Origin of the sequence: Catenulispora pinisilvae (genome assembly GCF_015356865.1) — a bacterium.
In the GTDB taxonomy this organism is placed as follows: Bacteria; Actinomycetota; Actinomycetes; order Streptomycetales; family Catenulisporaceae; genus Catenulispora; species Catenulispora pinisilvae.
Genome location: NZ_JAAFZA010000063.1, coordinates 16,477 through 28,794, shown reverse-complemented (window position 1 = coordinate 28,794; position 12,318 = coordinate 16,477). Strand labels below are relative to the sequence as shown.

Genomic DNA, 12,318 nt, shown 5'->3' with positions numbered 1-12,318 from the left:
CAGCGCACCGGACTACCCTGCGATGAGGTGGACGGCATCCGCGCTTTCCGAAGCGGTAGCCGTACCGGAATCTTCCTTTGATGAGGGATGGACGCGCGTGGATCTTTTCGAGTACCAGGCGAGGGACATCTTCGCCAAGCACGGTGTGCCGGTGCTGGGCGGCGAGGTGGCCGAGACCCCGGAGCAGGCGGAGGCAGCCGCCGAGAAGCTGGGCGGCCGGGTGGTCGTCAAGGCCCAGGTGAAGGTCGGCGGACGCGGTAAGGCCGGCGGTGTGAAGCTGGCCGAGGGGCCGGCCGACGCCAAGGAGAAGGCCGCCGCGATCCTGGGCATGGACATCAAGGGCCACACGGTCCACAAGGTGATGCTGGCCCAGACCGCCGAGATCGAGGCCGAGTACTACGTCTCGTTCCTGCTGGACCGCTCCAACCGCACCTTCCTGGCGATGGCCAGTGTCGAGGGCGGTATGGAGATCGAGGAGATCGCGGTCACCAAGCCCGAGGCGCTGGCCAAGGTCCCGGTGGACGCCGCGGCCTACCACGAGGGGCTCTCGCAGGAGAAGGCCGAGGAGATCGTCAAGGCCGCCAACTTCCCGCACCACGTGGCCGACCAGGTGGCCGCCGCGCTGGTGCAGCTGTGGCAGGTCTTCGTCCAGGAGGACGCCACCCTGGTCGAGGTCAACCCGCTGGTGAAGACCTCCGCCGGGAAGATCGTGGCGCTGGACGGCAAGGTCTCGCTGGACGAGAACGCCTCCTTCCGGCACGAGGACCACGAGGCCCTGGAGGACAAGGCCTCGGCGGACCCGCTGGAGGCCAAGGCCAAGGCCAAGCACCTGAACTACGTCAAGCTCGACGGCGAGGTCGGCATCATCGGCAACGGCGCGGGCCTGGTCATGTCCACTCTGGACGTGGTCGCCTACGCCGGGGAGAAGCACGGCAACGTCAAGCCGGCGAACTTCCTGGACATCGGCGGCGGCGCCTCGGCCGAGGTGATGGCCAACGGTCTGGACATCATCTTGAACGACCCGGCCGTGAAGTCGGTGTTCGTCAACGTCTTCGGCGGCATCACCGCCTGCGACGCGGTGGCCAACGGCATCGTCGAGGCCTTCAACCTGCTGGGCGCCGAGGCCGGCAAGAAGCCGCTGGTCGTCCGGCTGGACGGCAACAACGCCGAGCTGGGCCGCCAGATCCTGGTGGACGCCAAGCTGCCGGGCGTGGAGCAGGTCGACACCATGGACGGCGCCGCGGACCGCGCGGCCGAGCTGGCGAACGCGCGCTAAGGGGATTGCAGAGAAATGGCTATCTTCCTCACTGAGAACAGCAAGGTCATCGTCCAGGGGATGACCGGCTCCGAGGGCATGAAGCACACCAAGCGCATGCTGGCCTCGGGCACCAAGATCGTCGGCGGCGTGAACCCGCGCAAGGCCGGCACCACCGTCGACGTCGACGGCGTCGAGGTCCCGGTGTTCGGCACCGTGGCCGAGGCGATGGACAAGACCGGCGCGGACGTGTCCGTGGTCTTCGTCCCGCCGGCGTTCACCAAGGCGGCGGCGCTGGAGGCGGTCGACGCCGGGATCGCGCTGTGCGTGATCATCACCGAGGGCGTGCCGGTCCACGACACCGCCGAGGTGTGGGCCTACAACCAGGCCAAGGGCGCCAAGACCCGGATCATCGGCCCGAACTGCCCGGGCCTGATCACCCCCGGCGCCTCCAACGCGGGCATCATCCCGGCCACCATCACCAAGGCCGGCAAGATCGGCCTGGTGTCCAAGTCGGGCACGCTGACCTACCAGATGATGTACGAGCTGCGGGACTTCGGTTTCTCCACCGCGGTCGGCATCGGCGGCGACCCGGTCATCGGCACCACCCACATCGACTGCCTGCAGGCGTTCCAGGACGACCCGGACACCGCGGCGATCGTGATGATCGGCGAGATCGGCGGCGACGCCGAGGAGCGCGCCGCGGCGTACATCAAGGAGCACATCACCAAGCCGGTGGTGGGCTACGTCGCGGGCTTCACCGCGCCGGAGGGCAAGACCATGGGCCACGCCGGCGCCATCGTCTCCGGCTCGGCCGGCACCGCCCAGGCGAAGCAGGAAGCGCTGGAAGCGGTCGGCGTGAAGGTCGGCAAGACGCCTTCGGCCACCGCGCAGCTGATGCGCGAGATCATGCAGGGCCTGTAAGGGTTCTGTCTCACGGGCCTCGGCCGCGCCTCGGGCGCGGTCGGGGCCCGTGGCGTTTTTCGGTGCCGCCGGACGGCCCGCCCGACACGCCCGCCCGACACGCCCGGCGACACGCCCGGCGACACGCCCGGGCCGATCACTCGGTCGACGCAACCTCGGCCCCGTTTCGGCGCGGATCGGGTGTGACCGGTGGGATTCTGGGGTTGTCGGCGGGGCACGGGCATCTCCTTTTTCTGGCTCTTCGTTCGTGTTTGTGGGTAGGGTCCTGGGCGGTGCCCGACGGGAACAGATCCCGCAGCTCGGCCACGGTGCGCTCGATTCCACCGGCCCGAAGCCGTACATTCGAGGACACGTCGTGCACCGTCTTGAAGGTTGCTGATCTAGACACTCAGAAACCTAGAGCGGGGCACGACGTTCTTCGTTGATCAACACGGACCGACCCACACATGCAGGCGAAGAGCCCTTTTCTGGGTGGTTTGCCCCCTTTGGTTGGGCGGGGCCCAACCGTGCCGCTGATTACGCCGCCGGGGTGAATCGCGGCGGCGCCCTCGGTGAGGCGTGCTGTCGCACCGGAGGCGGCGCGGATCCGCTGGCCACAGTGGGGGGCATGCGCGATGAGAGCGGCGATCGCCGGAATGCCGTGGACGCTGGGCCGGATCGGAGCTGGGTGGCAGAGCAGTTGGCCGCCGCGCGGGCCCGGCAGGAGCCCGAGACCGAGCCGGAGCCGGCCGTCGTGCTCGGGGAGGCGCTGCGCGATCTGGCCGCCGAGTGGGGCGAGGTGCTGGCCGTCGCGTGGAACGGGCCGCATGGGCGGGACGTGCGGTTGGCCGCGCGGGCCGGGGCGCACGCGGCGCTGGCGGCGATCGCCACCTGGCTGGCCGCCGTCACCCTGTGCGTGACCGTCTGGCTCGTCTCGGCGCCCAACACCTCGGGGATCAGCGGGCCGCTGCGCGTCGGCGGCCAACTCTGGCTGCTGAGTCACCACGCCGCACTGGACGTGCCGGCCGGCCGGATCGCACTGGCCCCGCTCGGCTTCACCGCGTTGGTGGTCTTGGCGTTGTGGCAGACGGCCGTCGCCCCGATCGCCCGGCCCGCGCAGCTCGCCTACACCGCGTTCGGCGCCGCGACCGGCTACTGCCTGGTGGCCGCGCTGGTGGCGGCCGGGGCCGCGACCAGCGACGTGCGGCCGGACACGGCGCAGGCGGTGCTGTTCGCGGTCCTGTTCGGCGCGCTGGTGCCGACGGCCGCGCGCTGGCGGCGCATCGCCGGGTTCTGCGATCTGCCGGACTGGGCGTCCACGGCCGCCCGGGCGGGTGCGGCAGCGGGCGCCGTGCTGGTCGGCGGCGGCGCGTTGACGCTGGCCGGGACGATGGTCGCGCACCTGCCGGAGCCGGGCTGGCCGCGCGGCATCGCCGACGCGGTCGGCATGTTCCTGCTCAGCCTCGCGGTGCTGCCGAACGCGCTCGCCTGGTCGGCGTCGTACGTGCTCGGGCCCGGATTCGCGGTGGGTACCGGGACCGGCGTCAGCGTGCTGAGCGCGAAGGTCGGAGCGTTGCCGGTGTTCCCGATGCTCGGTGCCCTGCCGCGCGACGGCAGCCGCCTCCACCCCTACAGCCTGGCGTTCCTCGGGCTTCCGGTGGCGGCCGGGGCGGTGTTGGCGCTGGTCGTGCGACGCGCCGGGGAGCGGCCACTGGGCGAGCGAGTACGGGCCCTGAGCGCCGGAGCGGTGGTCGTGGCGCTGCTGTCCGGGCTGGTCGCGGCGTTGTCGGGCGGTCCGCTGGCCGGCGGACGGATGGCCACGCTCGGTCCTTCCGGCTGGCGCACCGCTGTGGCGGCCTTCGTCCTGCTGGGAGCGACCGCAGCCATCGTGGTGCTGACGCCGTCGCTGGGTCCGGCGGTCAGGGGACTGCCCAGACCGTCGGTCGGGCGGATGGCTGAAGCCGCGGCTGCTCTGCGGCCCCGGCGCCGGGTGACTGCGGAGCCTGAAGCAGAGTTCTTCACAGCAGAGCCCGAGGCCACCCCCCAAGTGGAGCCTGCATCTGAGCCGGAAACAGAACTGGAAACAGAACTGGAAACAGCGCTCGAAGTGAGTCTCGATGATGCTGCCGAAGACACCGCTGCCGAAGAAGCCGTTGAGGAAGAAGCCGAAGCCGACCCGGAGCCAGCCGAGCCCGAGCACCAGCCCGAGCCCGAGCCCGAGCACCAGCCGAGCGAAGAGCAGAACTGAACCCGCTCAGCGCGACGTCGACATCCCCGTCCGGTTCTCCAACTGCGTCAGGCAGGCCTTCTGCGCGACCTGTGTGTTCGCACCCTGCATGCACTTGGCGTAGTCCTTGAACGGACTCCACCACACGATCGAGGCGACCAGCAGCAGCCCGGCCAGCACCCCGGACACCGAGGCCGACACCATGCTCGCGGTGGCCTCGGACGCCCGCTGATGCTTCAGCGCGGCCGTCCGCTGCGCCGAGATCGACAGCACGAAGGCCGCCACCGCGAACGCCAGCCCGGCCGCCGCCCCGACCATCCACGCCGGGAACGTCTCCACGCCCTGGTAGATCGCCAGCATGGTGCACGCCGTCGAGCCCAGCGACAGGCCCAGGGCCCAGCGCGTCTTCAGATCGCGCGGCGGACGTGTGGGCGCCGGCGGTGCCTCGCGTTGGTCCCGGTAGCGCCGGTCCGGGTCGTTCTGCGGGTCCGGGCGCCGGTCCACCGGGCCGTAGCGGTTCGGGTCGCCCCACGGGGAGTGCTGGTGTTCCGGCTCGCGCGGACGCTCCGCACCCCACGGCTGCACTGGTCCCGGACGCACCTGGCCGTAAGGCTGTTGCGGCGGCGGGCCCCAGGGCGAGGGCGGCTGCTGCTGCCGGTCGGCGGCGTCTTCCGGAGGCGGCGCGAACGGGTTGTCCTCAGCCGGAGCCGAAACCGCTCCCGTCCCCACCTCCGAAGCGGACGCCCCACCCTGCTCATCCGGCTCAGCGGCCCCGACGCCACCGGCGCCGAGTCCGCTGTCCGTCGGCGTGGGCCGTTGCTCGGCGTCGGTCACGGAAGTCCTCCGGGTTATCGTGGACATGATCGGTTCATCGCTGGTCGGCTGGCGGGCAACGTCCCGCGTGCCCACTATCGTTGCCTATGGCGACCCCGCCCGTCCAAGTGGGTTGGGTCCGACCGGCAGACAACAGCAAACACCCCTATAAGGAGGCCGCGGTCGTGGTCCATCCCGAAGGAACGAAGAGCCCGCCAGGGCTCGTGGAACACCGCCCGGGCGCCCCGGCGAGGATCGTGGTCCTCGTCTCGGGCTCGGGCACCAATCTGCAGGCGTTGATCGACGCGGAGAACGCCGAGAAAGCCCAGCACACCGACGAAGCCCAGCACGCCGGGAAAGCCCAGCAGGCCGCGAAGGCCGAGCCGGCCGGCAGCCCCGCGTTCGGCGCCACCATCGTGGCCGTCGGCGCGGACCGCACCGGGATCCAGGGTCTGGACCGTGCGGAGCAGGCCGGTATCCCCACTTTCGCGCTGCGGGTCAAGGACTTCGCCACCCGCGAGGACTGGGACCGCGCGCTGCGCGACAAGGTCGCCGAGTACGAGCCGGACCTGGTGGTCTCGGCCGGCTTCATGAAGCTGCTCGGCCCGGACTTCCTGGCCGCCTTCGACGGCCGCGTCATCAACACCCACCCCGCGCTCTCGCCGAGCTTCCCCGGCATGCACGGCCCCGCCGACGCCCTGGCCTACGGCGTGAAGGTCACCGGCTGCACGGTGTTCTTCGTCGCCGGCGGCGTGGACGACGGCCCGGTGGTGGCCCAGGCCGCCGTCCCGGTCGAGGACGGCGACGACGAGGCGAGCCTGCACGAGCGCATCAAGACGGCGGAGCGGGCGCTGCTCGTGGACGTCGTGGGCCGGCTGGCCCGCCATGGCTGGACCATCGACAACCGAAAGGTCACTTTCCAGTGAGCAGCACTGAGGACTTCCGCCCGATCAAGCGCGCGCTGGTCAGCGTGTACGACAAGACCGGGCTGGAGGAGCTGGCGCGCGGCCTGCACGCCGCCGGGGTCGCCCTGGTCTCCACCGGCGGCTCGGCGAAGCTGATCCGCGACCTGGACATCCCGGTCACCGAGGTGGCCGAGCTCACCGGGTTCCCGGAGTGCCTGGACGGCCGGGTCAAGACCCTGCATCCCAAGGTGCACGCCGGCATCCTGGCCGACCTGCGGCTGGAGGACCACCGCAAGCAGCTCGCCGAGCTCGGCGTGGAGCCCTTCGATCTGGTCGTGGTGAACCTCTACCCGTTCACCCAGACCGTCGCCTCCGGCGCCGGCCCCGACGAGTGCGTCGAGCAGATCGACATCGGCGGCCCGTCGATGGTCCGGGCCGCGGCGAAGAACCACCCGAGCGTGGCCGTCGTCGTGAACCCGGCGAACTACGGCGCCGTGCTGGCCGCGGTGCAGGCCGGCGGCTTCAGCTTCGCGCAGCGCAAGCGCCTGGCCGCCGAGGCCTTCGCGCACACCGCCGAGTACGACGCCGCCGTCGCCGGCTGGTTCTCCTCGGCCTACGCCCCGGACGGCGAGTCCCGCTTCCCCGACTTCGTCGCCAACACCTACGAGCGCAAGGCGGTCCTGCGCTACGGCGAGAACCCGCACCAGGGCGCCGCGCTCTACATCAACGACGACGAGCAGAACACGCTCGCCACCGCCGAGCAGCTGCACGGCAAGGAGATGTCCTACAACAACTACGTCGACACCGACGCCGCGATCCGCTCGGCCCACGACTTCGACGAGGCCTGCGTCGCGATCATCAAGCACGCCAACCCCTGCGGCATCGCGGTCAGCTCCGCCGGCGATATCGCCGAGGCGCACCGGCTGGCCAACGAGTGCGACCCGGTCTCGGCCTTCGGCGGCATCATCGCCGCCAACCGCACCGTCACCAACGCGATGGCGTTGCAGGTCAACGAGGTCTTCACCGAGGTCATCTGCGCGCCGGACTACGAGCCGGAGGCGCTGGAGACCCTGAAGACGAAGAAGAACATCAGGATCCTGAGGACCGGCAGCCGCAACCGCCGCCGTCTGGAGTTCCGCCAGATCTGTGGCGGCCTGCTGCTCCAGGACGGCGACCTGTACCAGGCCGAGGGCGACGACCCGGCGACCTGGACCCTGGCCAGCGGCGAGCCGGCCGACGAGCAGACCTTCGCCGACCTGGTCTTCGCCTGGCGCGCGATCCGCTCGGTGAAGTCCAACGCGATCCTGCTGGCCTCCGGCGGCGCCTCGGTCGGCGTCGGCATGGGCCAGGTGAACCGGGTCGACTCGGCCAAGCTGGCGGTTCAGCGGGCCGGCGACAAGGCGCACGGCTCGGTCGCGGCCTCCGACGCCTACTTCCCGTTCCCCGACGGCTTCGAGGTGCTGGCCGAGGCCGGAGTCAAGGCCGTGGTGCAGCCCGGCGGCTCGGTGCGCGACGAGCTGGTGATCGAGGCGGCGCGCAAGGCCGGCGTCACCATGTACATGACCGGCACCCGGCACTTCACCCACTAAAGGAGGCGACAGACATGACCGCACAGATCCTTGACGGCAAGGCCACGGCCGCCACCATCAAGAGTGAGCTGTCGACGCGGGTCGAGACACTCAAGGCCCGCGGCATCGTGCCGGGCCTGGCCACCCTGCTGGTCGGCGACGATCCGGCGTCCGCCTCCTACGTGCGCAGCAAGCACCGCGACTGCGCGCAGGTGGGCATCGCCTCGATCCAGCGCCAGCTGCCCGCCACGGCGTCCCAGGCGCAGGTCGCCGAGGCCGTGGCCGAGCTGAACGAGGACCCGGCCTGCACCGGCTACATCGTCCAGCTGCCGCTGCCCAAGGGCATCGACGAGAACGCGATCCTGGAGCTGGTGGACCCGGACAAGGACGCCGACGGCCTGCACCCGACCAACCTGGGCCGGCTCGTGCTCGGCGCCCCGGCGCCGCTGCCGTGCACCCCGCTGGGCATCGTCGAGCTGCTGCGGCGGCACGACGTGGCGATCGCCGGGGCCGAGGTGGTGATCGTCGGCCGCGGTATCACCGTGGGCCGGCCGCTGGGCCTGCTGCTGACCCGGCGCAGCGAGAACGCGACCGTGACGCTGTGCCACACCGGCACCCGCGACCTGGCGTTCCACACCCTGAAGGCGGACATCGTGGTGGCCGCCGCCGGCGTGCCGAACCTGATCACCGCCGAACTGGTGAAGCCGGGCGCGGCGGTGCTGGACGTCGGGGTGTCCCGCGGTGAGGGCGGTCTGGCCGGCGACGTCGCGGACGATGTGCGCGACGTGGCGGGCTGGGTGTCGCCGAACCCCGGCGGGGTCGGGCCGATGACCCGGGCGATGCTGCTCAACAACGTGGTGGAGATCGCGGAGCGCCGGCTCTAGGCGGCCTTCGGCGGTGCTGATGAGCCGTCCCTATTGACGGTTCATCAGAACACCCCTACAAGGGGGGACATGTCCGACGGCGATCGGGACCTGTCCCCCCTTGATGATTTCCCGTTCCATCAGACCTCGGAGTCGCTGGCACACGTGGCCACCTCCGACCGGAACTTCTACGACCGCTACTACTTCAATGTGCATCACTGCACCGGCGATCTCTTCATGGCGCTGGGAGTGGGGCAGTACCCGAATCTCGGGGTGACGGACGCTTTCGCGGCGGTCGTCCACCGGGGAGTCCACCGCGTGGTCCGGGCCTCGCGCGAGTTGGGGAGCGACCGTGGCGACACGTCCGTGGGCCCGTTCCACGTCGAGGTGCTGGAGCCGCTGAACCGGCTGCGGGTCCTGCTGGAGCCGGGGGAGTACGAGCTCTCCTTCGATCTGACCTGGACCGCGTCGATCCCGGCGACCCGGGAGCCCCGGCAGTTCCTCCGGCGCCACGGCCGGGTCTGGATGGACTCGGTGCGGCTGGCGCAGACCGGCTTCTGGGCCGGGACGCTGCGGATCGGCGAGGACGAACTCGCCGTCACGCCCGACACCTGGTGGGGGTCGCGGGACCGGTCGTGGGGCATCCGGCCGGTCGGCGAGGCCGAACCCGCCGGGATCGGCGGCAACGGCGGGGTCCCGCCGACGTTCCACTGGGTCTACGCGCCGATGCAGTTCGACGACTTCTCGATCCTGGTGATCGCGCAGGAGGACGAGGACGGCGCCCGGGTCGTGGAGGAGGCGGTGAAGGTCTTCCGCGACGGCCGCCCCGCCGAGTCCCTGGGCCGTCCGGACCTGGAACTGCACTACAGCCCCGGCAGCCGGGACGTGAAGTCGGCCGTGGTGACCTTCGCCGGCCGGGCCGAGCGGGTCCGGGTGACGCAGCTACTCCCGCTGCACATGGCCGTCGGCAGCGGCTACGGCCTGGACGCCGACTGGCGGCACGGCATGTATCAAGGGCCTGATCTGGTGGTCCAGCAGGTGGTGATGCCGGCGCCGGAGGCGGCCGCGAAGTCCGGGATGTTCGGCATCACCGAGCGGCTCTCGCGCTTCGACTACGACGGGCCCGAGGGCGTCCGCGCCGGGTTCGGCCTGTTCGAGACGCTGTTCATCGGCGCGCACAGACCCAGCGGTTTCGGCGACTGGCTGGCGGTGGCGCCGTAGCGTGCTCGTTACAGATCGCGGCCGTGGCGATCATGCCGCGCAAGTAGAGTTGCCCGCATGGCAGTGAACAACCGTCCCCCCGGCGCCTCCTTCGGCCGCCAGGTCGCCGCGGAGTGGCCGATCCTGGCGGTGCTGGCCGGTTTCTGCTTCGGCATGACGGTGATACTGCACGACGAGGTCTTCCAGGGCGCCGCGGTGATGGGCCTGTCGCTGCTGCTGGGCGCCGGGCTCCGGCTGTTCCTGCCCACCCGGGTGGCCGGCACGCTGGCCGTCCGGCGCCGGGCGGTCGACGTCGGCATGTACACGGCAGTCGGTCTGACGCTGGTGGTGTTGGGGCTGCTGGTGCAGGGGATCTTCTCGAACTGACGGCCCGGCCGGTCCCGCTCGGACCGGGTCCGGCGGCCGCTTGGCGATCGGTGCCGCGAGGCATGTATCTTGAGGTCGAGATAATTCCCGATCCGTAAGGACGTCCGCCATGGCCTACTCCGGTCCCAAGATCAAGGTCGCGAACCCCGTCGTCGAGCTCGACGGCGACGAGATGACCCGGATCATCTGGCAGTTCATCAAGGACCAGCTGATCCTGCCCTACCTCGATGTCGACCTGAAGTACTTCGACCTGGGCATCGAGCACCGCGACGCCACGGACGACCAGGTCACCGTGGACGCGGCGAACGCGATCAAGCAGTACGGCGTGGGCGTGAAGTGCGCCACCATCACCCCGGACGAGGCGCGGGTCGAGGAGTTCGGCCTGAAGAAGATGTGGCGCTCGCCCAACGGCACCATCCGCAACATCCTGGACGGCGTGATCTTCCGCGAGCCGATCGTCATCAGCAACATCCCGCGCCTGGTCCCGGGCTGGACCAAGCCGATCGTCGTCGGCCGCCACGCCTTCGGCGACCAGTACCGCGCCACTGACCTGTTGGTCCCCGGCGAGGGCACGCTGACCTTGACCTTCACGCCGAAGGACGGCGGCGAGCCGATCGAGCTCAACGTCTTCGACTTCCCCGGCTCCGGCGTCGCGCTGGCGATGTACAACCTGGACGAGTCGATCCGCGGCTTCGCCCGCGCCTCGATGCGCTACGGCCTCAACCGCGGCTACCCGGTCTACCTCTCCACGAAGAACACGATCCTGAAGGGCTACGACGGCCGCTTCAAGGACATCTTCCAGGAGGTCTACGAGACCGAGTTCAAGGCCGAGTTCGACAAGGCCGGCCTGACCTACGAGCACCGCCTGATCGACGACATGGTGGCCTCCGCGCTGAAGTGGGAGGGCGGCTACGTCTGGGCGTGCAAGAACTACGACGGCGACGTCCAGTCCGACACCGTCGCCCAGGGCTTCGGCTCCCTCGGCCTGATGACCTCGGTCCTGATGGCCCCCGACGGCAAGACCGTCGAGGCCGAGGCCGCGCACGGCACCGTGACCCGGCACTACCGCCAGCACCAGCAGGGCAAGCCCACCTCCACCAACCCGATCGCCTCGATCTACGCGTGGACCCAGGGCCTGGCCTACCGCGGCAAGTTCGACAACACCCCCGAGGTCGTGAAGTTCGCCGAGACCCTGGAGCGCGTCTGCATCCAGACCGTCGAGGAGGGCAAGATGACCAAGGACCTGGCGCTGCTGGTCTCCCCGGACCAGCCGTACCTGACCACCCAGGAATTCCTCGCCGCGATCGACGAGAACCTGCAGAAGGCGATGACCTCGGCCTGAGGCTGAGCCTTCGGCTCTGAGCTTGGGGCTCTGAACGCCGGGCTCTGAGCTTGGGGCTCTGAACGCCGGGCTCTATGGGCCTTGGGTTTCGAGCCCCGCGCTCCGAAACACCTCGTGAGGTGCGCGGCCCCCGTGGCCGCGCACCTCACGCGTTTCCGCCGCTGAGCGTCCTCGCCGGTCGAAGCCATGCCGGCGCCGGGTTCTGTGGCGTGCCGCGAGAATCGAGGCGCGCGCTACGCCGCCGGCGTATACGTCACGAACACAATCCCGTTGTTGCCGAACCCGGGCGCCGCGCCGACCGGCGGACTCGGTTCCCCCGGCGAGCTCGGCGGCTGTGAGCCGCCTCCAGTGCCGCCGTTGCCGCCATCCTGCGCGGGCCCGCCCTCGCCGTTTCCGCCGCCGGAGCTGAGGGTGCCACCGCCGTCGCCGCCGAACACGGTGAAGTCGCTGGCGTTGGACGCGCCGCGGCCGCCGTTCGCCCCGGAGATGTTCTGCGCCGCGGCGATCACCTGGCCGTTCTGCTTGCAGACACCGCCCTGGCCGCCGAGTCCGCCGTCCCCGCCGTAGCCGCCCTCGTGCTGGTCCAGCTGCCCGGCGCCGCCTCCGCCGCCGCCGAAGGCGTAGGCGATGGTGTCGCCGCTGCCGAAGCTGCTCGCGCCGCCGCCCCCGCCGCCGCCGGCCGCGGCCACGGTCACCGTGACCTGGGTGACGCCCGCGGGCACGGTGAACACGGTGTTCGCGGTGAACATCTCGGTCTCCGGCTCGGGCGTGGCCGCGCGGGCCGCGGCCGCGGGGAGCACGACGACTCCGGCCAGGGCCGCCACGGCGATCGCTGTGATCTTTGCGGAATTCACA

Annotated in this window: 11 protein-coding genes; 9 read left to right on the top strand and 2 right to left on the bottom strand. The window is 70.8% G+C overall.

Annotated elements, in window-relative coordinates:
• Window positions 1-97 precede the first annotated feature (97 nt).
• The 3 genes from sucC (at window position 98) to IZR01_RS19165 (ending at window position 4,406) form a co-directional block, all read left to right on the top strand.
• Window positions 98-1,276: an ADP-forming succinate--CoA ligase subunit beta gene (gene sucC / locus IZR01_RS19175; protein WP_194924619.1), complete on the top strand. Its 1,179-nt coding sequence runs from the start codon at window positions 98-100 to the stop codon at window positions 1,274-1,276.
• A 15-nt stretch (window positions 1,277-1,291) separates the two neighbouring features.
• The gene (gene sucD / locus IZR01_RS19170; protein ID WP_194893364.1) at window positions 1,292-2,179 is read left to right on the top strand and encodes a succinate--CoA ligase subunit alpha; all 888 of its coding nucleotides are present in this window, start codon (window positions 1,292-1,294) and stop codon (window positions 2,177-2,179) included.
• 607 nt (window positions 2,180-2,786) lie between these two features.
• A complete protein-coding gene (locus IZR01_RS19165) occupies window positions 2,787-4,406 on the top strand; it encodes a cell division protein PerM (RefSeq protein WP_194924618.1) in 1,620 nt (539 codons plus the stop codon).
• Window positions 4,407-4,412: 6 nt separating this feature from the next.
• On the opposite strand, the gene IZR01_RS19160 is transcribed toward IZR01_RS19165, so the two are convergent.
• On the bottom strand, window positions 4,413-5,246 hold the full coding sequence (locus IZR01_RS19160) for a hypothetical protein (RefSeq protein ID WP_194924617.1): 834 nt from the start codon (window positions 5,244-5,246) through the stop codon (window positions 4,413-4,415).
• Window positions 5,247-5,305: 59 nt separating this feature from the next.
• On the opposite strand from IZR01_RS19160, the gene purN reads away from it, so the two are divergent.
• The 6 genes from purN to IZR01_RS19130 all read left to right on the top strand — a co-directional run bounded on the left by purN (window position 5,306) and on the right by IZR01_RS19130 (window position 11,463).
• Window positions 5,306-6,124: a phosphoribosylglycinamide formyltransferase gene (gene purN / locus IZR01_RS19155; RefSeq protein WP_228559778.1), complete on the top strand. Its 819-nt coding sequence runs from the start codon at window positions 5,306-5,308 to the stop codon at window positions 6,122-6,124.
• Window positions 6,121-7,692, top strand: a complete 1,572-nt coding sequence (purH, locus tag IZR01_RS19150; RefSeq protein WP_194924616.1) for a bifunctional phosphoribosylaminoimidazolecarboxamide formyltransferase/IMP cyclohydrolase — start codon at window positions 6,121-6,123, stop codon at window positions 7,690-7,692. Before purN ends, purH begins: the two co-directional genes overlap by 4 nt.
• Window positions 7,693-7,706: 14 nt before the next feature.
• Window positions 7,707-8,555 (top strand): bifunctional methylenetetrahydrofolate dehydrogenase/methenyltetrahydrofolate cyclohydrolase, encoded by an 849-nt coding sequence (locus tag IZR01_RS19145; protein WP_194893368.1) that lies wholly within the window; start codon window positions 7,707-7,709, stop codon window positions 8,553-8,555.
• A 69-nt stretch (window positions 8,556-8,624) separates the two neighbouring features.
• The gene (locus IZR01_RS19140) at window positions 8,625-9,755 is read left to right on the top strand and encodes an Rv3169 family protein (RefSeq protein WP_194924615.1); all 1,131 of its coding nucleotides are present in this window, start codon (window positions 8,625-8,627) and stop codon (window positions 9,753-9,755) included.
• A 57-nt stretch (window positions 9,756-9,812) separates the two neighbouring features.
• Entirely contained in the window at window positions 9,813-10,121 is a 309-nt protein-coding gene (locus IZR01_RS19135; RefSeq protein WP_194893370.1) for a DUF3017 domain-containing protein, read from the top strand.
• A 109-nt stretch (window positions 10,122-10,230) separates the two neighbouring features.
• Window positions 10,231-11,463: an NADP-dependent isocitrate dehydrogenase gene (locus tag IZR01_RS19130; RefSeq protein WP_194893371.1), complete on the top strand. Its 1,233-nt coding sequence runs from the start codon at window positions 10,231-10,233 to the stop codon at window positions 11,461-11,463.
• A 233-nt stretch (window positions 11,464-11,696) separates the two neighbouring features.
• On the opposite strand, the gene IZR01_RS19125 is transcribed toward IZR01_RS19130, so the two are convergent.
• The gene (locus IZR01_RS19125; RefSeq protein WP_194893372.1) at window positions 11,697-12,317 is read right to left on the bottom strand and encodes a hypothetical protein; all 621 of its coding nucleotides are present in this window, start codon (window positions 12,315-12,317) and stop codon (window positions 11,697-11,699) included.
• Window position 12,318 lies beyond the last annotated feature (1 nt).

What these genes read in the sequence shown, in the direction of transcription:
- IZR01_RS19140 (WP_194924615.1), top strand. Translation starts at nt 8,625, where the DNA reads ATGTCCGACGGCGATCGGGACCTGTCCCCCCTTGATGATTTCCCGTTC.
- IZR01_RS19130 (WP_194893371.1), top strand. Translation starts at nt 10,231, where the DNA reads ATGGCCTACTCCGGTCCCAAGATCAAGGTCGCGAACCCCGTCGTCGAG.
- IZR01_RS19160 (WP_194924617.1), bottom strand. Translation starts at nt 5,246, where the DNA reads ATGTCCACGATAACCCGGAGGACTTCCGTGACCGACGCCGAGCAACGG.
- purN (WP_228559778.1), top strand. Translation starts at nt 5,306, where the DNA reads ATGGCGACCCCGCCCGTCCAAGTGGGTTGGGTCCGACCGGCAGACAAC.
- IZR01_RS19135 (WP_194893370.1), top strand. Translation starts at nt 9,813, where the DNA reads ATGGCAGTGAACAACCGTCCCCCCGGCGCCTCCTTCGGCCGCCAGGTC.
- IZR01_RS19165 (WP_194924618.1), top strand. Translation starts at nt 2,787, where the DNA reads ATGCGCGATGAGAGCGGCGATCGCCGGAATGCCGTGGACGCTGGGCCG.
- sucD (WP_194893364.1), top strand. Translation starts at nt 1,292, where the DNA reads ATGGCTATCTTCCTCACTGAGAACAGCAAGGTCATCGTCCAGGGGATG.
- IZR01_RS19145 (WP_194893368.1), top strand. Translation starts at nt 7,707, where the DNA reads ATGACCGCACAGATCCTTGACGGCAAGGCCACGGCCGCCACCATCAAG.